Annotated in this window: 18 protein-coding genes; 4 read left to right on the forward strand and 14 right to left on the reverse strand. The window is 44.9% G+C overall.

The window, feature by feature from the left end; translation table 11 throughout:
* The first annotated feature begins 110 nt into the window (after nucleotides 1–110).
* Nucleotides 111–623, forward strand: coding sequence for a hypothetical protein (locus QF117_RS17655; protein ID WP_282387263.1), 513 nt, complete (start codon nucleotides 111–113; stop codon nucleotides 621–623).
* An 80-nt stretch (nucleotides 624–703) separates the two neighbouring features.
* On the opposite strand, the gene phoU is transcribed toward QF117_RS17655, so the two are convergent.
* The 7 genes from phoU to phoB all read right to left on the reverse strand — a co-directional run bounded on the left by phoU (nucleotide 704) and on the right by phoB (nucleotide 9,510).
* A complete protein-coding gene (gene phoU, locus QF117_RS17660) occupies nucleotides 704–1,402 on the reverse strand; it encodes a phosphate signaling complex protein PhoU (RefSeq protein ID WP_282387265.1) in 699 nt (232 codons plus the stop codon).
* A gap of 64 nt (nucleotides 1,403–1,466) precedes the next feature.
* Nucleotides 1,467–2,285 (reverse strand): phosphate ABC transporter ATP-binding protein PstB, encoded by an 819-nt coding sequence (gene pstB / locus QF117_RS17665; RefSeq protein ID WP_282387266.1) that lies wholly within the window; start codon nucleotides 2,283–2,285, stop codon nucleotides 1,467–1,469.
* Nucleotides 2,286–2,287: 2 nt separating this feature from the next.
* Nucleotides 2,288–3,934: a phosphate ABC transporter permease PstA gene (pstA, locus tag QF117_RS17670; protein ID WP_282387267.1), complete on the reverse strand. Its 1,647-nt coding sequence runs from the start codon at nucleotides 3,932–3,934 to the stop codon at nucleotides 2,288–2,290.
* Nucleotides 3,935–4,039: 105 nt separating this feature from the next.
* Nucleotides 4,040–6,229, reverse strand: coding sequence for an ABC transporter permease subunit (locus tag QF117_RS17675; protein ID WP_282387268.1), 2,190 nt, complete (start codon nucleotides 6,227–6,229; stop codon nucleotides 4,040–4,042).
* Between the two features lie 166 nt (nucleotides 6,230–6,395).
* Entirely contained in the window at nucleotides 6,396–7,319 is a 924-nt protein-coding gene (locus QF117_RS17680) for a phosphate ABC transporter substrate-binding protein (protein WP_282389516.1), read from the reverse strand.
* Between the two features lie 115 nt (nucleotides 7,320–7,434).
* Nucleotides 7,435–8,736, reverse strand: a complete 1,302-nt coding sequence (gene phoR, locus QF117_RS17685; RefSeq protein ID WP_282387270.1) for a phosphate regulon sensor histidine kinase PhoR — start codon at nucleotides 8,734–8,736, stop codon at nucleotides 7,435–7,437.
* An 84-nt stretch (nucleotides 8,737–8,820) separates the two neighbouring features.
* Entirely contained in the window at nucleotides 8,821–9,510 is a 690-nt protein-coding gene (phoB, locus tag QF117_RS17690; protein WP_017034993.1) for a phosphate regulon transcriptional regulator PhoB, read from the reverse strand.
* Nucleotides 9,511–9,833: 323 nt separating this feature from the next.
* Here phoB and rdgC point away from each other — a divergent pair, with 323 nt between their 5' ends.
* The 3 genes from rdgC to QF117_RS17705 all read left to right on the forward strand — a co-directional run bounded on the left by rdgC (nucleotide 9,834) and on the right by QF117_RS17705 (nucleotide 12,568).
* Nucleotides 9,834–10,748 (forward strand): recombination-associated protein RdgC, encoded by a 915-nt coding sequence (rdgC, locus tag QF117_RS17695; RefSeq protein WP_282387273.1) that lies wholly within the window; start codon nucleotides 9,834–9,836, stop codon nucleotides 10,746–10,748.
* 145 nt (nucleotides 10,749–10,893) lie between these two features.
* Entirely contained in the window at nucleotides 10,894–12,312 is a 1,419-nt protein-coding gene (gene yegQ, locus QF117_RS17700) for a tRNA 5-hydroxyuridine modification protein YegQ (RefSeq protein WP_282387274.1), read from the forward strand.
* 1 nt (nucleotide 12,313) lies between these two features.
* Nucleotides 12,314–12,568 (forward strand): YfhL family 4Fe-4S dicluster ferredoxin, encoded by a 255-nt coding sequence (locus QF117_RS17705; protein ID WP_282387276.1) that lies wholly within the window; start codon nucleotides 12,314–12,316, stop codon nucleotides 12,566–12,568.
* A gap of 105 nt (nucleotides 12,569–12,673) precedes the next feature.
* Here the strand turns inward: QF117_RS17705 and QF117_RS17710 are convergent, their stop codons facing one another.
* The 7 genes from QF117_RS17710 to tgt form a co-directional block, all read right to left on the reverse strand.
* Nucleotides 12,674–13,666, reverse strand: coding sequence for a cytochrome d ubiquinol oxidase subunit II (locus QF117_RS17710; RefSeq protein ID WP_282387277.1), 993 nt, complete (start codon nucleotides 13,664–13,666; stop codon nucleotides 12,674–12,676).
* The gene (locus tag QF117_RS17715; protein WP_282387278.1) at nucleotides 13,663–15,000 is read right to left on the reverse strand and encodes a cytochrome ubiquinol oxidase subunit I; all 1,338 of its coding nucleotides are present in this window, start codon (nucleotides 14,998–15,000) and stop codon (nucleotides 13,663–13,665) included. The genes QF117_RS17710 and QF117_RS17715 overlap by 4 nt, the downstream gene beginning before the upstream one ends.
* Before the next feature lie 307 nt (nucleotides 15,001–15,307).
* Nucleotides 15,308–16,213 carry a penicillin-insensitive murein endopeptidase gene (mepA, locus tag QF117_RS17720; protein ID WP_282387280.1) on the reverse strand — a complete coding sequence of 302 codons (906 nt, stop codon included), beginning with the start codon at nucleotides 16,211–16,213 and terminating at the stop codon, nucleotides 15,308–15,310.
* A gap of 195 nt (nucleotides 16,214–16,408) precedes the next feature.
* Entirely contained in the window at nucleotides 16,409–17,356 is a 948-nt protein-coding gene (gene secF / locus QF117_RS17725) for a protein translocase subunit SecF (protein WP_282387282.1), read from the reverse strand.
* Between the two features lie 14 nt (nucleotides 17,357–17,370).
* Entirely contained in the window at nucleotides 17,371–19,227 is a 1,857-nt protein-coding gene (gene secD, locus QF117_RS17730; protein WP_282387283.1) for a protein translocase subunit SecD, read from the reverse strand.
* Nucleotides 19,228–19,247: 20 nt separating this feature from the next.
* Nucleotides 19,248–19,577, reverse strand: coding sequence for a preprotein translocase subunit YajC (gene yajC / locus QF117_RS17735; protein WP_017035744.1), 330 nt, complete (start codon nucleotides 19,575–19,577; stop codon nucleotides 19,248–19,250).
* Nucleotides 19,578–19,701: 124 nt separating this feature from the next.
* Nucleotides 19,702–20,874 (reverse strand): tRNA guanosine(34) transglycosylase Tgt, encoded by a 1,173-nt coding sequence (tgt, locus tag QF117_RS17740; RefSeq protein ID WP_017038532.1) that lies wholly within the window; start codon nucleotides 20,872–20,874, stop codon nucleotides 19,702–19,704.
* Nucleotides 20,875–20,974: the final 100 nt, after the last annotated feature.

A 20,974-nucleotide genomic window follows, 5' to 3' on the forward strand; every position in this document is an offset into this window, starting at 1 on the left:
CTTTCTTTTAGGTCTCTATGAATCCATAGCATCATTCAGTTTGGGCAATATATCTACAAGATAAAATAGCTCAGTAAAACAGCGTTGTATTCTCTATTCACGAGCATAGTATGAAAAAAATCATCGGCCTTCTAGCCACATGCCTATTCACTTTTAGTGCCTTTGCTAACACCTTACATATCTCTCCTGATATAAAAATTGGACCTTACTGGGGTTCCGGTATTTCAGGTGGGGGGCTTCAGCTTGGGCTCGCAGATACTCTTGGGTTCGACGCACTTTATCTCTCATATAGCCATAGTTCTTATGAGTTTCTAAAAACCGATAAAGAACGTCTTAAAACCTACCGCATTGGCGGGCAATATCAATTAGTACCAGCGCAAAAGATGTCACTTCAGCTAGAAGCGGGGATATTTGACTATGAGGGACGTCGACAGATGTTATGGAATGAACCTCGATATGCAGAAGGACAAGGTGTCAGCCTTTCCGCATCTTGGGTCATGTTCATTAATCATCACTTAGGTTTTAGAGCGGGTGGTGATTTTAATTTCATTGACAAGAATAAGACCGTTGGGTCCAACACCTTTTTTGCAACGTTTTCGACAGGTGTCGTTATTCAGTTTTAATGATAGATACATAGATAAGTACATCTATTCCGATGAACGAATGAATAGAAAAACTGACGGTTGAACTCTCAATAAGATATTTATTTCAACGCATCATCAATACTTTGTTCGCCCAGGTGGCGAACATCTTTTCCTTTGACGAAATAAATGATGTATTCACAAATATTTTGGCAGCGATCGCCAACACGCTCAATGGCGCGCGCTGACCACATGACTTGTAAAATGCTAGGAATATTCTTGGGATCGTCCATCATATAAGTGACTAGCTGATGAATGACCGCTTTATATTCAGCATCAATCTTATCATCTAATTTGTACACATCGGCTGCTGAATCCACATCCATGCGAGCAAACGCGTCGAGCACCTGATGAAGCATCGCTATCGCTTGGCGGCTTAAAGGCTCGAGGGACACATGATAAGGCTGCTGTTTTGACGATGGGCTTTCAATGGCCACCTTGGCAATGCTTGTCGCGACATCACCAATGCGCTCTAAGTCAGTAATGGTTTTAATGATCGCCATGATTAAGCGCAAATCTTTTGCCGTAGGCTGCCTTTTGGCAATAATTCGAGTACACGCTTCATCAATAGACACTTCCATTGAATTCACTTTGTGATCGTCTTTTACCACTTTCTTAGCGAGTTCAATATCATCTTTGTGCAAAGCTTGCATGGCAAACGCAAGTTGCTGCTCAACCAAGCCCCCCATCGTTAAGACATGAGTACGAATCGATTCTAATTCAACATTAAACTGACCTGAAATATGACGACCAAAATTCATTCTTTCTAACTGCTCCTTGTATGTACTGCTTGTATTGATTACCGGTATTAACAGAGAGGTATCTTTATCCGTATCGACCCGTTATGTAATCTTCTGTCTGAGTTTTCGTTGGTGAGGTAAAAATCGAATCGGTATCGGAATACTCTATCAGTTTCCCCATATGAATAAAGGCGGTGTGATCACTAACACGAGCAGCTTGCTGCATATTATGTGTCACAATGACGACGGTGTACTTATCCTTGAGATCATTGATTAACTCTTCAATGGTTAACGTAGAAATAGGATCAAGAGCCGACGTCGGTTCATCCAACAAAAGAACTTCCGGTTCAATCGCTATTGCTCTAGCAATAACAAGGCGTTGTTGCTGACCTCCTGAAAGACCAAACGCATTCTCATGCAAACGATGCTTCACTTCGTCCCACAATGCGGCCGAACGCAGTGCATGTTCAACGGCGTCATCCAACGAGCGACTGTTGCTAATTCCTTGAAGACGCAAGCCATAAACGACATTCTCATAGATCGATTTCGGAAATGGATTCGGTCGCTGAAATACCATGCCGACACGACGACGTAATGTGGCAACATCGACATTAGGATGGTAGACATTCTTATTGTGCAGCTTGACCTTTCCTTGAACGCGGCACCCTTCAACCAAGTCATTCATTCGATTAATACAGCGAAGTAAGGTTGATTTCCCACAACCCGATGGGCCAATGAACGCGGTCACTTGCCCTTTCGGGATCTTCATTGAAATATCATTGAGCGCTTGGGTCTCTTTATAAAAAAGGTTCAACCCTTCAATCGTAATGGCGGTTTGATCTTCGGTCAGATTATGTACATCTAACGGGGCTTGATACCCCAATGCTTGATTAACTGAAAACATGATTAATCTTGTCCTAAATTACGATATTTTTCGCGCAAATTGTTACGGATACTGATCGCAGTTAAATTCAAACTAATAATAACCGTCACCAGTAAAAACGAGGTCGCGTAAACCAATGGGCGAGCCGCTTCAATATTCGATGTTTGAAAACCCACATCGTAAATATGGAACCCTAAGTGCATGAATTTTTTTTCTAAATGCAAAAAGGGAAATTCACCATCAACGGGCAAACTAGAGGCGATCTTCACCACTCCCACCAACATCAATGGAGCCACTTCTCCTGCCGCCCTTGCGACCGCAAGTATCAACCCAGTAATGATAGCGGGGCTCGCCATAGGCAATACGATTCGCCACAAAGTTTCGAATTGTGTCGCACCAAGCGCTAATGAGCCATGCCTGACTGAACTGGGGATTCGGGTTAACCCCTCTTCCGTTGAGACAATCACTACCGGCAACGTCAACACCGACAATGTCAACGCTGACCATAACAATCCGGGTGTGCCAAAAGTGGGCGCAGGTAAGCGTTCAGCATACAACAAAGCGTCAATAGATCCGCCTAACGTATAGACAAAGAACCCCAGACCGAACACACCATAAACAATCGAAGGAACCCCAGCAAGGTTAATTACCGCTACTCTGATAATACGAGTGAGTGCATTATTCGCCGCGTATTCATGCAGATAAACAGCAGCAATCACCCCTAGCGGCATCACCACGATGGACATGATGATCACCAACAGCACAGTGCCAAATATCGCAGGAAAAACACCACCTTCAGAGTTCGATTCTCTTGGGCTTTGCGATAAGAACTTCCAAACTTGTTTGAACCATTGCACCGCTTTGTCAACGCTGCTCATTTCGTTGGGGTACCACACATCCAAGATTTCACTTAAAGGAATGGCGGTCTGCTGCCCTGTCATATCCTCGACAATTAAGCGGTCTTGATTTAATTGGGCGCGAAGTTTGGATAAATTCAGATCGGCTCTCTCTAACTTTTTATCCAAAAGCTGTTTTTGAGCTCGATATTCAATCAGAAACGCGTCATCAAGGGTGTTGTTAAGCTCTCGCTTGCGTTTATTTAGCCTAAGCTGCTCTAAGGTTCTGCTTGTGACCTTAAACTCATTTTCTATCAAGGCGGCAATTTGTTTTCTTAACAGACCTACCTTAGAAAATCCGAGCGCAAATGCCTCTGACACTTCGCTAGAAACCACACCGAACTCATTTTGATACCCAACAGGTAACCCAAAAAAATTCCCGTTACGTGTTCGCTCAATCACCGCCCAGCCACTCGGGAGTGATCGCTTCTCAATATTAATATCCAGTATAGAAACAAAATCCGCCGGATAGAGATCCCGATTGGCCACTTTAATGCTGTACCGGCCAATCAGTTCGTCACCGTTTTTCATCGCATCCTCAGGCAAGTTCATACCTTGCAAACGCGTGATTGGAATAAACTCTTGAGCGTACAGTTGGCCGACTAACGTTTCTCCATCTTGAGTTTCCCACTGATAAAGCGGTGCAGGCCAGAAATAAGACAGACCTTTCCAACCGATAAGCAGCATCAACCCCATCACCGACAGTAAGCTTATGCTGACCGCCCCTCCCGTTAACCAAACCCAAGGCGCTCCGGACTTTATCCATTTCAACATGAACCCTGCCCCCTACGGTCGACGGTTGTCTTACTTTGGTTACTTTTATTGCTTCTTTTACTTAGATAACGTCGATTAAGGAAAATAAAAGGGCCTATTCGTTGGTTAAAGAGCACGGTAACGCTCTCTTAGCCGTTGTCTCACCCATTCTGCAATAGAGTTAACAGCAAAAGTAAAAATAAGTAGCAGCAGTGCTGCAAGAAAGAGCAAGCGATAATGAGTACTGGCGACTTCAGATTCTGGCATTTCAACCGCGATGGTGGCCGACAAGGTTCGCATTCCCTCTAAAATATTCCAATCTAATATCGGCGTATTACCCGTGGCCATTAATACGATCATCGTCTCACCTACCGCTCGACCTAAACCCATCATAATGGCCGAAAAAATACCGGGACTCGCGGTTAACAATACGACATAAAGTAAAGTTTGCCATGGGGTAGCTCCCAGCGCTAAAGAACCATCAGAAAGATGTTTAGGTACTGAGAAAACTGCATCTTCAGCAATCGTAAATATGGTTGGAATAACGGCAAAACCCATCGCAAACCCAACCACTAATGCGTTACGTTGATCAAACCCTATCCCATGATTGGCCAAATATATGCGTACATCACCATTAAACAGCCATAATTCTAATGCGGCACTTTGGGACATAATGACCACTACGAGGCACACCAAAACAGGCATTAAAATCAAACTATGCCAACCATTAGGAAATAACGAAACAAATCGACTGGGTAATACATGCCACACCACCCCCACCACTAGGGTAGAAAGCGGCAGTAAGATCAACAAAGCAACCACGGCCGATAGGTAACTTTCAACAATGGGAGCAAACCAAAGTCCAGCCAAGAAACCTATGATCACCGTCGGGAAGGCTTCCATTAACTCTATCGATGGTTTAACCACACGGCGCATACTCTCTGACATAAAGTACGCCGTATAAATAGCCCCTAATACCGCGATCGGCACAGCAAAAAGCATAGCAAAAGCCGCAGCTTTTAGGGTACCAAAAGCAATGGGAACTAAGCTGAATTTCGCTTCAAAATCATCATTGGCGGAGGTCGTTTGCCAGGTAAATTCAGGCTCGGGGTAACTTTCGTACCAGACTTTATTCCACAACGATGAAAAAGATATTTCAGGATGCTCGTTGTTCACCAGAGCCACATCTAAGCGAGCATCACTGAGCGTTAACAGATATTTTTCATTGTTCGACATGGCAACCAACGAGGGGGCTTTGCTAAAGGCGCGAGTAAACATCACCAGTTTTTCACTGGTCGTATGGTGACTTTGCAAGGTGCCATTGGTGTAAAAGCTGTAAAACCCTTTTCGATACGAATCAGGCAATAACATTTCAAGTTCTGAGGCTAACTCGAATTCGCGAATATGAGTGAGTGTTCGTTCTTTGTCTGTTAATACATCAAACCATTGGGACACAAGGCCATCTTGATGAGTCACCAACAATGAATACGCACCAGAGAGCAAACTCACATCAGAGACTGCGTGTTTTTGATTCCCCAAACTTAAATCCACCACCTCACGTACAACAAAGTCACTCTCGCGTTTTAATGCAACAATGAGCTCCGAACCCGTGCGCATGTAAAGCGTATTGCCGTTAGGCGTTACAATGAGTTGGTCAAGATTAGGGAGAGGTTGATTAAAGATGTACTCTTGGATTCCGTTGTCATCATTCCAGCGAACCATGACACGATCATCGTTATAAAGGCCAACGAGTGTCAGTTGGTTTTCAACCAGTGAAAAATCAAACTGAGTCAACTGCTGTGAAGAACGATGAAGAGTTAGGTTTGCGCTATTTTCAAAGAATTCTAGGTTAGGGATAAAAGTCCCCCCTTTTCTACTTTGATTATTTGAAAACCTAGGCTTGAAGATAACGAGCTGCTCAGCATTATCCATCACAGCCTGCCAACCGCCTGGTTTTCGATCCGATGCGGTCAACAAAATATCGTCAGAAACAGAAAAAGAAGAATGAGCGGATGGAGAATCGTCTAATGACCAAAAGTCCAATTGCCCCGATTGAGAGAGGACAAATGCATGCTCTCCATACTCATCAACGCCAATTGAAATCGGAGAAGCAGTGGTGATGCGATTAGAAGCATAGCCAGTTTCAATATCTGCATCAGAGAAAAGGGGTAAGACCACCAGCGCAAGATAGACAAATATCAGTACCAGTGCCATTAGCACACCAACACCACCAAAAGAAACCAACAAACGGAAAATACGATCTTTGATAAATCGTTTTCGGTCTGGTTCTTTTAAGGAAAAGTCGGCACTAGGCATTGGATTCTCAATCTAAATTAAACGTTTTTATAATATTTCATTTTAATGACAATTATATTACAAAAACCCATAAGCCGCTGAAAACACAACAGCTGAATAAACAAAATTCTCATTTTAAGGCTTTAAATATAATTAAACCGCCAAAAGCAAATTTTCACACTCTACTCTAGTACTCTATTCCAACTTTTTGTAACTCTTGCTTAGCAATATCAGTGCCTATGGAAATATAGCCATCCTTTCTCACCAGTTCTTGTCCTTGGGCTGAAAAAACAAAACGGATGAATTCTCGCTCGATGGGTGTCAGAGGGCGATTCGGATGTTTATTTATGTATACGTACAAGTAGCGTGATAGTGGGTACTTACCTGAGAGAATATTATCATGGCTTGGAAAAATATAATCTTGGCCTACTTTCGAAATTGGAATCAGCTTAACACCTGACATTTGGTATCCGACGCCAGAATACCCTATCGTATTGATCGAGGAAGCGACCGATTGCACAACCGAAGCAGAACCTGGCTGTTCGTTGACGTTATTTTTAAAGTCCCCGCCACATAATGCGTTTTGTTTGAAATACCCATACGTGCCTGATACTGAGTTTCGTCCAAACAACTGCATTCGACGTTGTCCCCAATCAGAATCAATGCCCAATTGCGCCCAATTCGAGATAGGCTCATTTCCTCCGCAGCGCTGAGTGATTGAGAAAATACTGTCTAACTGAGAAAAATTAAGCCCCGTAATCGGGTTATCTTGATGAACAAAAACACCGATCGCATCGATGGCCACTCTCAATTCCGTTGGCTTGTACCCATGCTCACGCTCAAAAGCCTCGATTTCACGGTTGCGCATCGGGCGGCTCATTGGACCAAACTGCGCCGTGCCTTCAGTTAGTGCCGGTGGCGCTGTTGATGATCCTGACGCCTGAACTTGCGCGTTAATACTAGGATAGTGCCGCTCGAACTCTTCCACCCATAACGTCGTCATTCCAGCCAAAGTATCCGACCCCACTGAAAAGATGTTGCCAGAGAGACTGGGGACTTTTTGGTAAGGCTTTAACTCAAGAGGCTTTAGAAAAAGAGGTTTAGACTCCATTGCCTGCGCTTTTACAACGACACCAAACAAGCTCAATATCAGCATGATAGACGCTAGGTGCTTCATGAATACTCCATCAACTTTTTGTTTTCCTGCTCACTTCTCACGGCCAACATCAATCAACTTTTATCAAGCGACTTGGCAGCGTGAACGAGAACTTACTGCCTACACCAACGACGCTTTGAATTTCTAAATGCGCATCATGGTGGGTGAGCGCATGCTTCACGATAGCAAGCCCTAAACCGCTGCCTCCTGTATCTCTCGAACGGGCTTTATCGACTCGATAAAAACGCTCGGTTAAACGATGAAGATGTTGCGGTTCGATGCCATCACCACTGTCTTCCACTTCAAGACAAGCCCCTTGAGCGGTTTTAAACCAGCGTACTTTAATCTGAGCGCCAGGCTCTGTGTATTTCACCGCGTTGTAAACAAGATTAGAAATAGCACTTCGAATTTGGTCTTCATCAGCATAGATCCGCAGCTTCGTATCCACTTTAAAATCGAGTTGATGAGCGTCGTCGCCACTTAAACTGGCGGCTTCTTTTTCGAGCACTTCCAGCATCGCAGGAACATCTACGACCTCTTCGAAATCATCCATCGGCGCAGCTTCTATCTTCGATAATGTCAGTAGCTGGCTGACGAGACTGTTCATACGATTAAGCTGCTCAGTCATGACACCATGCGCCTTGCCCCACATTGGCCCTACCAGCATTTCAGGGTCTTCCGTCATCTCGAGGTAGCCACGCAGTACCGTCATAGGTGTGCGTAATTCATGGGAAACATTGGCAAAGAAGTTGCGGCGCATTCCTTCAAGCTGTTTCAGTTGGGTGACATCACGTACCACCATCAAATGCTCACCTTCTGTATAAGGCACAATACGAAGTTCAAGCATGCGCTCCACATTCAATGGCGAGCACATCTCTAATGGTTCCGAGAAGTCTTGTTTATTCAGGTATTTAATGAAATCAGGAGTACGAATAAGATTAGAGATGGGTTGCCCAGAATCATCTGGCCACTTGAAACCTAAAAGATGTTGAGCAAGTTTATTACACCAAACGATATTGCCTTCACCACGAAACACCACCACCGCATCGGGCAGTGACTCTGCACCATTACGGAAACGTCGAATCAAATTCGTCAGTTCTTTGCGTTTTTTCCGTTGACGCTGTTGCAAGCGATAAATGCCATTAAACAGCGATTCCCAGTTACCACTGCCAGACGGTGGCGTCAGTCGTTTTTCATCCCACAACCATGCAGACAGCCTCATCTGATTATGAAGGTGCCACAAAAGCTGCAAAACCGTGGCAGCTAATAGCAACCACGGCATATATCCAAATATCCACCCGACCAAAACCCACGGGGTGTAAAAAAAAGCCAGCTCCCAAGCTAGCCTTTTCCAGGTTAATTTTTCAACCATTTATATCCTCGGACAACCGTCCTTTGGCTCCAAGCTCATCGTTGGCCTAAAGCCTCAATCATTTAAATACAAAGCTTATAAATACTAAGCTTTGGTTGAGAAGCGGTAGCCTGCTCCTCGAACCGTTTGAATTAATTTATCATGTCCAGCATTCTCTAATGCTTTTCGCAATCGACGAATATGAACATCTACCGTGCGATCTTCAACGTAAACATTGGTGCCCCAAACGTTGTTAAGCAGCTGCTCTCGGCTATAAACGCGCTCTTGGTGAGTCATAAAGAAATGCAACATCTTAAATTCGGTAGGCCCCATATCCAGCGGCGAATCACCCGCCATTACGCGGTGGGAAACCGGATCAAGTCGCAACCCTTGAACGTCTATAACGTCTTCAAGTGCCGTTGGTGTAACACGACGAATCACAGCCTTGAGTCTCGCGACCAACTCTTTGGGTGAAAACGGTTTAGTAATGTAATCATCAGCACCGACTTCAAGACCGCGAACTTTATCCTCTTCCTCACCACGAGCCGTGAGCATCACAACAGGAATATTACGGGTCAGTTCTTCGCGCTTCATATGTTTAATAAAATTGATACCGCTACCACCGGGTAGCATCCAATCTAAAAGAACAAGATCGGGAAAGGGTTCTGCGAGCTTAACCACAGCAGTATCATAATCTTCCGCTTCTACCGCTTGGTAACCTTTTTGCTCAAGAACAAAGCACAGCATTTCACGAATCGGTGCTTCATCTTCAACAACTAGAATCCTTCTAGACATAATTTAATAACCTTGTGTATGAAATTAACGAGAGGGTCTACCCCTTTGCAACTGTAGGCATTATTACCAGTAATTATGACACTTTTGTGACCTTTGAAAACAAATTTTCATATAACTTTCGCCCGATGTTCATATATGTAGAGTGCATTCAAACATTGGCCTCCATTTACACGTAATCATTCTCTCGCTGTCTCTTGAGGGAAGTTTGGTGCCGGCTAAGAAAAAATTAGTACCTGTTAGGTAAAGTTTTTTGCACACAGACTAAGACAACCTATAAAAAATTGCCTATTATGACCGACTCAATTCCTGCCTAGAGAAAAAATATGTGGTTTAAAAACTGTCTGGTTTATCGCTTCAATCGCGATATTGAATTCAATGCTGACCAGCTAGAGAAGCAACTTGAAGAATTCCGTTTTACGCCGTGCGGCAGTCAGGATAAGCAAAAATTTGGCTGGGTGACGGCAATGGGGAGACATGGCGATATGATGACCCATGTGTCTGAAAACCGTATTCTGATCTGCGCGAAAAGAGAAGAAAAAATGCTTCCCGCTTCGGTGATCAAAGAGTCACTGAATGCAAAAATAGAAACAATGGAAACCGCTGAAGGTCGCCCTCTGAAAAAATCAGAAAAAGACAACCTTAAAGAAGACATCATCATTGATCTTCTTCCGAGAGCATTTAGCCGCAGCAACCACACGTTCGTGCTTATTCTGCCAAAAGAAGGCTTTATCCTGGTGGATGCGAGCAGCTACAAAAAAGCCGAAGATGTATTGGCATTGCTGCGTAAAACGATGGGCAGCTTACCTGTCATCCCTGCCATTCCAGAACAAGCCGTTGAAACAACGTTAACGGAATGGGTAAAAACGGGGAATACCCCGCAAGGCATCACTTTATTGGATGAAGCCGAACTAAAATCCGTTTTAGAAGATGGTGGAATCATTCGCTGTAAGAAACAAGAGCTCAGTGCAGACGAGATTCAACATCATATCGAAGCTGATAAAGTCGTGACAAAACTGGCACTTAATTGGCAAGAACGTATTGAATTTTTGTTGGCAGAAGACGGCAGTATCAAACGCCTGAAGTTCTCGGATGACTTAAAAGATCAGAACGAAGACATTCCTCGCGAAGATCAAGCGGCTCGTTTCGATGCCGATTTCTCTCTGATGTGTGGTGAGCTAAGTGCGTTCCTACCTAACCTGTACGAATCCTTGGGTGGATTACCTCATTCAGATGCCTAATAGCGCCTCTAACGAGTAAACTGAAAACCCTTCCTTGAGAAGGGTTTTTTCTAGTCATTTGACTCATTTTAGCGTAAAATTCGCGCCCCTTTACTTCCATTCGGTGGGAGTAACCTGACTTGAGATCAGACTAGAGAAAGAAGCAATGACAACGAACACCCCCTTTGTACCCGAGTTATTATCACCAGCAGGCAGCCTTAAAAACATGCGCTATGCATTCGCTTATGGCGCTGATGCGGTTTACGCAGGCCAACCTCGCTACAGCCTTCGTGTACGTAACAACGAATTCAACCATGAAAACCTGAAAATTGGCATCGACGAAGCGCATGCTCAAGGTAAAAAGCTTTATGTGGTGTGTAATATCCAACCGCATAACTCCAAGCTAAAAACCTTTATTCGCGACCTGAAACCTGTGGTTGAAATGGGCCCTGACGCTCTGATCATGTCAGATCCAGGCCTCATCATGATGGTTCGTGAAGCGTTTCCTGACATGGCCATTCACCTTTCAGTTCAAGCAAACGCAGTGAACTGGGCTACCGTTAAGTTTTGGTCAACTCAAGGTGTTGAGCGTGTTATTTTGTCTCGTGAGCTTTCTCTAGAGGAAATCGAAGAGATTCGTGAGCACTGCCCAGAGACTGAACTGGAAATCTTCGTTCACGGTGCACTTTGCATGGCTTACTCGGGTCGTTGTCTATTATCTGGTTACATCAACAAACGCGATCCTAACCAAGGGACTTGCACTAATGCTTGCCGTTGGGAATACAAAGTCGAAGAAGGTAAAGAGAACGACACAGGTGATATTGTTGAGAAGTTTGACCCAGCTGTTGAATCTCAAAATACAGAAGGCCAAGCCATCGAAGTTCAAGAAGAACGCCCAGACAATACTCTCGGTCTTGGCAAACCAACCGATGAGGTGGTTCTACTTTCTGAAGCGCACCGCCCTGAAGAGAAAATGGCCGCCTACGAAGATGAACATGGTACCTACATCATGAACTCAAAAGATCTTCGTGCGATTCAACACGTAGAACGCCTCACTAAAATGGGTGTTCACTCATTGAAGATTGAAGGTCGTACTAAATCGTTCTACTACTGTGCTCGTACTGCCCAGGTTTATCGTAAAGCGATTGACGATGCCGTTGCTGGCAAACCCTTTGATGAGAGCCTAATGGGCACGCTAGAGAGCCTGGCGCATCGTGGCTATACCGAAGGCTTTCTACGTCGTCATACGCACGATACTTACCAGAACTATGACTACGGTTACTCTGTTTCTGATGCTCAACAGTTTGTTGGCGAATTCACAGGTCAACGTCGCGGTGATTTGGCCGAAGTCGAAGTGAAAAACAAATTTCTAGTGGGCGATAGCCTTGAGCTTATGACGCCAAACGGTAACGTTGTTTTCACCCTTGAAGCGATGGAAAACCGCAAGTCACAAACGATTGACGATGCGAAAGGCAATGGTCACTTTGTCTTTATTCCTGTACCAAAAGAGTTGGATTTATCCTTTGGTTTGTTAATGCGTAACCTAAACTCAGGTCAGGATACCCGTAACCCAACAGGTAAATAAAATGGCATTACTGATCACCGACAAATGCATCAACTGCGATATGTGTGACCCGGAGTGCCCTAACGGGGCAATCACCATGGGCGACTCTATCTTTGAGATTGATCCTTTGTTGTGTACAGAGTGTAAAGGTCACTACGACAAGCCGACATGTCAGTCGGTTTGCCCAATAACCAAATGCATCATCACTGACCCTAACCATATTGAAACCGAGGGTGAACTGTTAGAGAAGTTTGTCCTCATTCAAGGTTTAGCCTAACGAAACGCCGCTTATATTAAAGCGGCGTTTTTGTTTCTTAACTCATCCTTTCTGTCGTTACTTATTTCTCGCGCTCGTTATTTCCGGCACTATTTATTTCCGACACTATTTATAGCTTAGTTCGGTCGCTTTACCTTTAAAAATGCGATAAACCGCAAAGGTATAGAGCAAAATCATCGGCATCACGAACATAGCGCCATAGCCAACAATCAGCAGGGTCGCAGGGGAAGAAGCGGATTCCTGTGCCGTCATCAGACCCGGTACAACTTCCGGAAAAAAGCTATACGCCAGCCCCAAAAAGCTTAATGCGAAAATCACCGTAACACCGAAGAATGGCCAGCGGACACCGAGATCATCGGTCATCGGTACCTGACGAAGATAGCGATCGACTAAGAATATAGTCACTAATACGATCATGGGAATCGGTGCCAATAACAGCATTTCAGGGAAACTAAACCAACGCAGCGCAACTTGTTCGTTGACGATAGGATTAACCACACTGACCACCAAAATGCCCAATGCGGCTACCCAACCAGCCCGTCTCGACCAATGTGCCGCTCGTATTTGCAACACACCTTCCGTTTTCAGTACTAGCCACGCGCCGCCGATATAAACGTAAGCCGCTGTCACACATAAGCTACTCAATAGCGCAAAGCCTATCGCCTCGGTCGAATCTTCAAATCCCATAATGTAACGACCAACCATATAACCCTGCGTCAGAGACGCAACCAGTGAACCGACTCTAAAACACCAATCCCATCGTTCTTTATGATCCGAAAGGGCTTTGGCACGAAAATCGAACGCAACTCCACGCATGATCAATGCGATCAGCATGACCGCGGTTGGAAGGTAAAGCTCGGTCAATATCAAGCTATGGGCACTAGGAAAAGCAATTAACAAAATCCCAACAGCCAAAACTAACCAGGTTTCATTCGCGTCCCAAAAGGGGCCAATGGACGCGATCATTCGGTCACGATGTTGTTCATTATTACTTGGCAACAGAATACCGACACCCAAATCATAGCCATCCAGCACGGCGTACATAAACACGGAAAAACCGAGCAACAGTAAGTAAATTTCTGGTAAATGGTTGATCATGATACGACCTCTTGCTCTTTTGATGGCGCCTCGTGTGCGGCGATGTCTTTACGCGCTAAATAGAATAACGTGTGAATGTATGCCACTAGCAGGACCGCATAGATCGTTAAGTACATAAACAGCGATATCATGACACTACTGCTTGGTACTGTCGTCACCGCCTCTGATGTCCGCAACACGCCACTCACTAACCAAGGTTGACGCCCTATTTCGGTAACGTACCAACCAGCTAATGTCGCCACCCACCCAGAGAAAGTCATTGCCACCACGGTATACAAATAAGGCTTGGGTAATGTTTTACCGCGAGAAAGGCGCAGCGCACCATACCAACTCACCAGTAACATCAAGACTCCCATTCCGACCATGACTCGAAAACCAAAGAAAAGTGGTTTGACCGGTGGATGGTCAGGAGCAAACTGGTTGAGCCCGACGATTTCACCATTCATGTCATGGGTTAAAATGAGACTGGCTAGATTAGGAATACCGACCTCAAAGTCGTTGCTGCGAGTCTCTTCATCTGGCCATGCGAACAACAGAAGTGGTGCACCTTGCTCGGTTTCCCAAACGCCTTCCATCGCCGCAATTTTGGCAGGTTGATGCTCTAATGTGTTTAAACCATGTAGATCGCCAATGAAGATTTGCAATGGAATAAACCCCGCTGCTGAAAATAGCGCGACCTTTAAACCTAACTTCGCAGCCCGATGACCCGGTTGTTTGATCGCTTGGTAAGCTGAGATGCCCGCGATTAAGAAGCTCGCCGTGAGTGCCGATGCCAACAAGGTATGCGCTAATCGGTAAGGCAGTGAGGGGTTTAGAATCACTTCTTTCCAGCTGGTGACATGAACGATGCCATCGATCACTTCATAACCACTCGGCGTGTGCATCCAACTGTTGAGCACCAATATCCAAAAAGCCGACATACTGGTTCCGATAGCAACCAAAACGGTCGCTAAGGTGTGAAACCAATCCGGCACTCGACCACGACCAAACAGCATCACCCCAAGAAAGGTCGCTTCCATAAAAAAGGCGGTCATCACTTCATAGCCAAGCAGAGGACCCGCAACATTGCCGACGCGCTCCATAAATCCTGGCCAATTGGTGCCAAATTGGAAGCTCATGGTAATGCCTGATACCACGCCAAGCGCGAAAGTCAGTGCAAAAATCTTGACCCAGAAGTAGTACACATCAAGCCAAACTGGCGCCTGGCTGCGGTTATAACGCCACTTAAAGAAAACCAGCATCCATGCTAATGCAATGGTGATGGTTGGAAAGAGTATATGGAAGCTAATATTGGTGGCGAATTGGATCCGCGACAACATGAGGGTATCTAACATCTTTTGTCCTCAAACATTCTTCTCGCTCGGATGAGCGCGTTGCTGATGTAATTTAATTACGTCCAAAGGAGCGAATTAGATCAATCGAGCACACTGTAAAATTGATTTATATCAACTTTAGAAAAGAAAAGGACTAAAATAATCGTCTCAAAACACAACGATATGTATCTAAAATTTACTAAATACCTGTATTTTGTAAGAAAAATAGCAAATAAAACACCAACTCGGTTTAACCTTAAAGAAGCATCGGCAATACTGAAATTAAGTTACACAAAATTAACATTTCCATCTATTTAAAAATAGAAAATTACTGATTTTGTAGAAGAGTTAAGCATTGTTCCGGCATCGGTTTAAGGCGTTTTTTATTCGGTTTCAATTTTTCTTTCGGTTGGCTCATGGAAACCTTCTGCTGTGAAGCTTGCGGTTTCGGCTTCCAACTCGCCAGTTCCGCACCGCAACCATCGCCTTGTGGCGGTTCTTTTTGAGGTAGGCAAGCGGGATTCCCTTTCGGACATTTCAGGCGAACATGCATATGGTAGTGGTGGCCCCACCATGGGCGAACTTTCCGCAGCCAAGCACGTTCGAGACTCTGTTCGCTGTCACACAAGGTCTGTTTAATCACAGGGTGCACAAAGATCCGCGCTACCTGATCATCACTGGCTGCCATTTTTATCAGCTCAAAATGACGAGGCTCCCAATTCGATTGAGTCAATTGGTAATGTTTGATATCCACCACACTTAACGGTGTCGGTTCGGCTAACTGCGGCGCTGACAAAGGGGCATCGGCAAGGCGCAACCATATATCGATATCCAACCCCGTTTGATGGCTAGAATGTCCACTCGAAAAACGACCACCTTGTGGCAAGGATATGTCGCCAATTAAAATGCCACTATTGAGATCTCGCTTTGTCTGCTCAGCGAGGGTTTGAATAAAGTGAATTGCATTAGGGTGTCCGTAATAACGAGCTCTGTCACGACGTAAAACTTGATAACCCTCGCCTTCCAGAGGAAGTGCTTTGGCTCCTGCTAGACAACCATTAGAGTAACTACCTATGGATTCCGTTGGATGAGAGGATGGTAAACGCTTTAATTCCCATTGGGTCGTTTTGAATGTATTAGTTGCTTTGAAGGTATTAGTTACTTCGGTGGCATAAGCGAAACCTGTCAGTGTGGCCAGTAGCAGCCCAAGAAATACTCTTTGCCATTCACCCATGTTCCCTCTCTTAAATCCACCGTACGATAAAAACCATAGAATAAAGTCAGCCTAAAAACTGGACACTAAAAGAATACACTACTCTCCAAAAACATAACGCCTTAGGGCTAAGATTATCACTTTTAACCACAAAAAAAGCTGCCAGTTTCCTAGCAGCTTTGACTTTTATTCGTTGTGAAACTTAGCTCAAACGCCTTATGGCATTTCATCCAAGTCTTCACCTTCTTTCTCAACTTGCGGTGGCATTAGATGCTCTTTCTGGATACCCAGTTTCAATGCTAATGCTGAAGCAACGTAGATTGAAGAGTAAGTACCTACAGTAATACCTAATAGCAACGCTAACGCAAAACCATGAATCATCGCTCCGCCTTGAGTAAACAGCGCAATAACCACAAATAATGTAGTACCTGAAGTGATCAAGGTACGACTCAAGGTCTGAGTAATAGAGTTATTCATAACCTCAGGCGGTTCACCGTTACGCATCTTACGGAAGTTTTCACGGATACGGTCAAATACAACGATAGTATCATTGAGTGAGTACCCGACGACCGTCAGCAATGCTGCGACGATGGTTAAGTCCACTTCAATTTGCAATAACGAGAAGATACCAAGTGTAATGATAACATCGTGTGCAAGAGCCATAACGGCACCCGCTGCCAAACGCCATTCAAAACGGATAGAAACGTAGATCAAAATACAGATCAAAGAAGCAAGAATAGCAAGCCCCCCCGCTTCTGTTAGTTCGTCACCCACATTCGGACCAACGAACTCGATACGACGCATTTCAACGCTTTCCCCTGTGCCATCTTTAATAGCATCAAGGATTTGGTTACCTAACGTTTCGTTTGCAATACCGTCACGTGGACGAAGACGAACCATCACTTCACGTGCTGAACCGAAGTTCTGTACCGTTGCATCGCCAAAGCCTTCCGCTTCTAGCGCCCCTCGAATATCTTCCAGATTAGCCGGTTGCTCAAAACCCACTTCAATCAGTGTACCGCCCGTGAAGTCTAAGCCCCAGTTCAGCCACTTGGTTGAAAGAGTAAAGATAGCAGCCGCGATCATCACCAAAGAGAAAGCAAACGCCACTTTTGACCAACGCATAAAGTCGATCGTTTTCTCTGCTTTTAGAATTTGAAACATAATAATTCCTAGCCTTAGATCGACAGTTTATCAATACGTTTACCACCATATAGCAGGTTAACCACACAACGGGTTCCTACAATAGCGGTAAACATAGAAGTCAAAATACCAATAGATAGCGTGACTGCGAAACCTTTAATCGCACCCGTACCCACTGCAAACAGAATGATCGCGGTGATTAAGGTGGTGATGTTCGCATCGGCAATGGTACTGAATGCATTTGAGTAACCCTGATGAATCGCTTGTTGAGGGCTCTTCCCATCACGAAGCTCTTCACGGATACGCTCAAAGATCAGTACGTTTGCATCCACCGCCATACCAACGGTCAAAACAATACCGGCAATACCAGGCAGCGTCATTGTCGCGCCCGGAATCATCGACATAACGCCAATAATAAGCACCAAGTTCGCCATCAGAGCCATGTTTGCGATAAAGCCAAACTTACGGTAGTAAACCAGCGTAAATAGCATAACCGCGACCATACCCCAGATCATCGCTTGGATACCCATATCAATGTTCTGTTGTCCCATCGATGGACCGATAGTACGTTCTTCAACGATTGAAATAGGCGCAATCAGGGCACCAGCACGAAGTAGAAGTGCTAGGTTGTGCGCTTCAGCAACAGAGTCGATACCCGTTATACGGAAGTTACGGCCAAGTGCGGTTTGAATCGTTGCTTGGTTAATCACTTCTTCATGCTTAGACAGAATCACACTGCCTTCAGGTGTCTTACGACCGCTGTCTTTGTACTCTGCAAATACGGTTGCCATAAGCTTACCGACATTTTGACGAGAGAACGTCGACATCTTGCTACCACCTTCACTATCGAGTGAGATGTTCACTTGCGGGCGACCATACTCGTCAACACTTGAACTGGCATCAGTGATATGAGCACCGCCTAAGATGACGCGTTTTTTCACCACGACAGGGCGTCCATCACGATCCGTTTTGATTTCGCTCCCCGCTGGTGCTCGGCCACTTGCCGCGGCAGAAAGATCAGCTTGGTCATCAACTTCACGAAACTCTAGCGTTGCTGTCGCACCAAGGATCTCCTTCGCACGAGCAGTATCTTGAACACCAGGAAGTTCAACAACGATACGGTTTGCACCTTGACGTTGAACGAGTGGCTCTGCCACACCCAGTTCATTAACACGGTTACGTAAAATCGTAATATTCTGTTCAACCGCGTAGTTACGGATTTCAGTCAAACGAGCTTCATTAAACGTCGCGACCAGGGCAAATCGGCCATTACTGTCTGAATCGACAAACGTCATATCACGGTGTTTTTCTGCCAGTAGTTTTTTCGCTTCTGCTAATTGCTCAGCATCACGCAATAGAACTTCAACCGAATCACTGCCGGATGGACGGATAGAACGGTAACGAATACGGTCTTCGCGCAGTTCACTACGGAAGGCTTCTTCTTGTTGACCGACCAGTGTCTTCATTGCCGCGTCCATATCCACTTCCATTAAGAAGTGAACACCACCACGTAAATCAAGACCCAATTTCATTGGCGCAGCGCCAATAGATTCAAGCCAAGTAGGGGTAGAAGGCGCTAAGTTTAGAGCAACGATTTTATCTTTGCCAAGGGCTTCATTGACAATGTCACGAGCGGTAAGCTGTGTATCAGTATCGTTAAAGCGAACAAGAATTTGTCCATCTTCTAGGGCAATAGATTTATGAGAAAGACCCTGTTTTTCAAGGGCATTGGTGACGGAATCCAGCGTTGACAGATCAACAGAGGCGCCGCGCGCCCCTGTAACTTGAATAGCTGGATCTTCACCGTATAGGTTCGGAAGTGCGTATAACGCGGCTGTAGCGATAGCAAATATCACCAACAGGTACTTCCATAACGGATAACGGTTTAGCACAGCAAGAATCCTTTAGCCGTTTATAGAGACTTCAGTGTACCCTTTGGTAACACAGCAGTGACGAAATCTTTCTTGATTACAACTTCATTGTTTACGTTTAGTTCAATTGAAATGTAATCGTTGTCTTCTGCGATTTTAGTGATTTTACCCACAAGGCCACCGCTAGTGATAACTTCATCACCTTTGCCCATCGCTGCCATAAGATTTTTATGCTCTTTTACACGCTTAGCTTGAGGGCGGTAAATCATGAAGTAGAAGATTACTGCGAACATACCAAGCATGATAATCATTTCGAAACCACCACCTGCTGGTGCACCTTCTGCTGCTGCGTGAGCTTGAGAAATAAACATTAAAGACGTCCTCTATAGTATTTTTTATTGATAATTCAATTAAGTTGGGGATTTCCCTTTCATTTTCAAGTACCCCGCTCATAACTCCAAGCGAATTGGTCGTGAAAACAAAAGGGTTTTACAATTATTCTTTACCGAGCGGCGGCACAGAGCGATCACGACGAGCGTAAAACTCTTCCACAAAGCTCTCAAATCGATCTTCATCGATGGCAGTGCGGATGCTTTCCATCAAGCGTTGGTAATAACGCAGGTTATGAATCGTATTTAATCGCGCACCTAAAATCTCATTACAACGATCTAGGTGATGTAAATATGACTTTGAATAATTCTGGCAAGTGTAACAGTCACAGTGCGGATCCAGTGGTGTTGTATCGATTTTATGTTTCGCATTACGGATCTTGATCACACCTCCTGTAACAAATAGGTGGCCATTACGTGCATTTCGAGTCGGCATCACGCAATCAAACATGTCAATTCCACGACGAACCCCTTCAACTAGGTCTTCGGGTTTGCCGACACCCATGAGGTAACGAGGCTTATCTTCTGGAAGTTGTGGACACGTGTGTTCAAGAACGCGGTGCATGTCTTCTTTAGGTTCGCCAACCGCCAAACCACCAACTGCATAGCCATCAAACCCAATGTCTGTTAGTGCTTTTACAGAAACATCACGCAGATCTTCGTAAACACCGCCTTGTACGATGCCAAACAATGAATTTTGGTTCTCTTGGCGATCAAATTCGTTACGGCTACGGTCAGCCCAACGAATTGAACGTTCCATTGAAATACGAGCTTCATCGTGTGTTGCAGGGTATGGCGTACACTCGTCAAAAATCATCACAACATCAGAACCCAGATCGTACTGAATCTGCATTGACTTTTCGGCATCCATAAAGATTTTGTCACCGTTTACAGGGCTACGAAAGTGAACCCCCTCTTCGGTGATCTTACGTGTTTTACCCAAACTAAATACCTGGAAGCCACCTGAATCGGTTAAAATAGGGCCTTTCCAGTTCATAAAGTCGTGCAAGTCGCCGTGCAGCTTCATGATCTCTTGACCCGGACGTAACCATAAGTGGAAGGTGTTGCCGAGAAGAATTTCAGCCCCTGTGCCTTTTACTTCTTCCGGTGTCATGCCTTTAACCGTACCGTAAGTACCCACTGGCATGAACGCTGGCGTTTCTACCGTGCCACGTTCAAATTGCAGTTGGCCACGACGTGCGTTACCGTTTGTTTTTTTCAGTTCGTATTTTAATTTCACGAGAACTCCACTTTGCCAGAGAAACAATCTGACTTTCATTAATGGGCTTTCACCCTACGAGAGCGGTCGCGGATTCCATGCGAAGTAAGAGATAAGCTCTTTCTCTAGCCTACTGCTAGCACTCGTTATTACCTGTTTT

This window comes from Vibrio sp. YMD68 (assembly GCF_029958905.1).
Classification (GTDB): domain Bacteria; phylum Pseudomonadota; class Gammaproteobacteria; order Enterobacterales; family Vibrionaceae; genus Vibrio.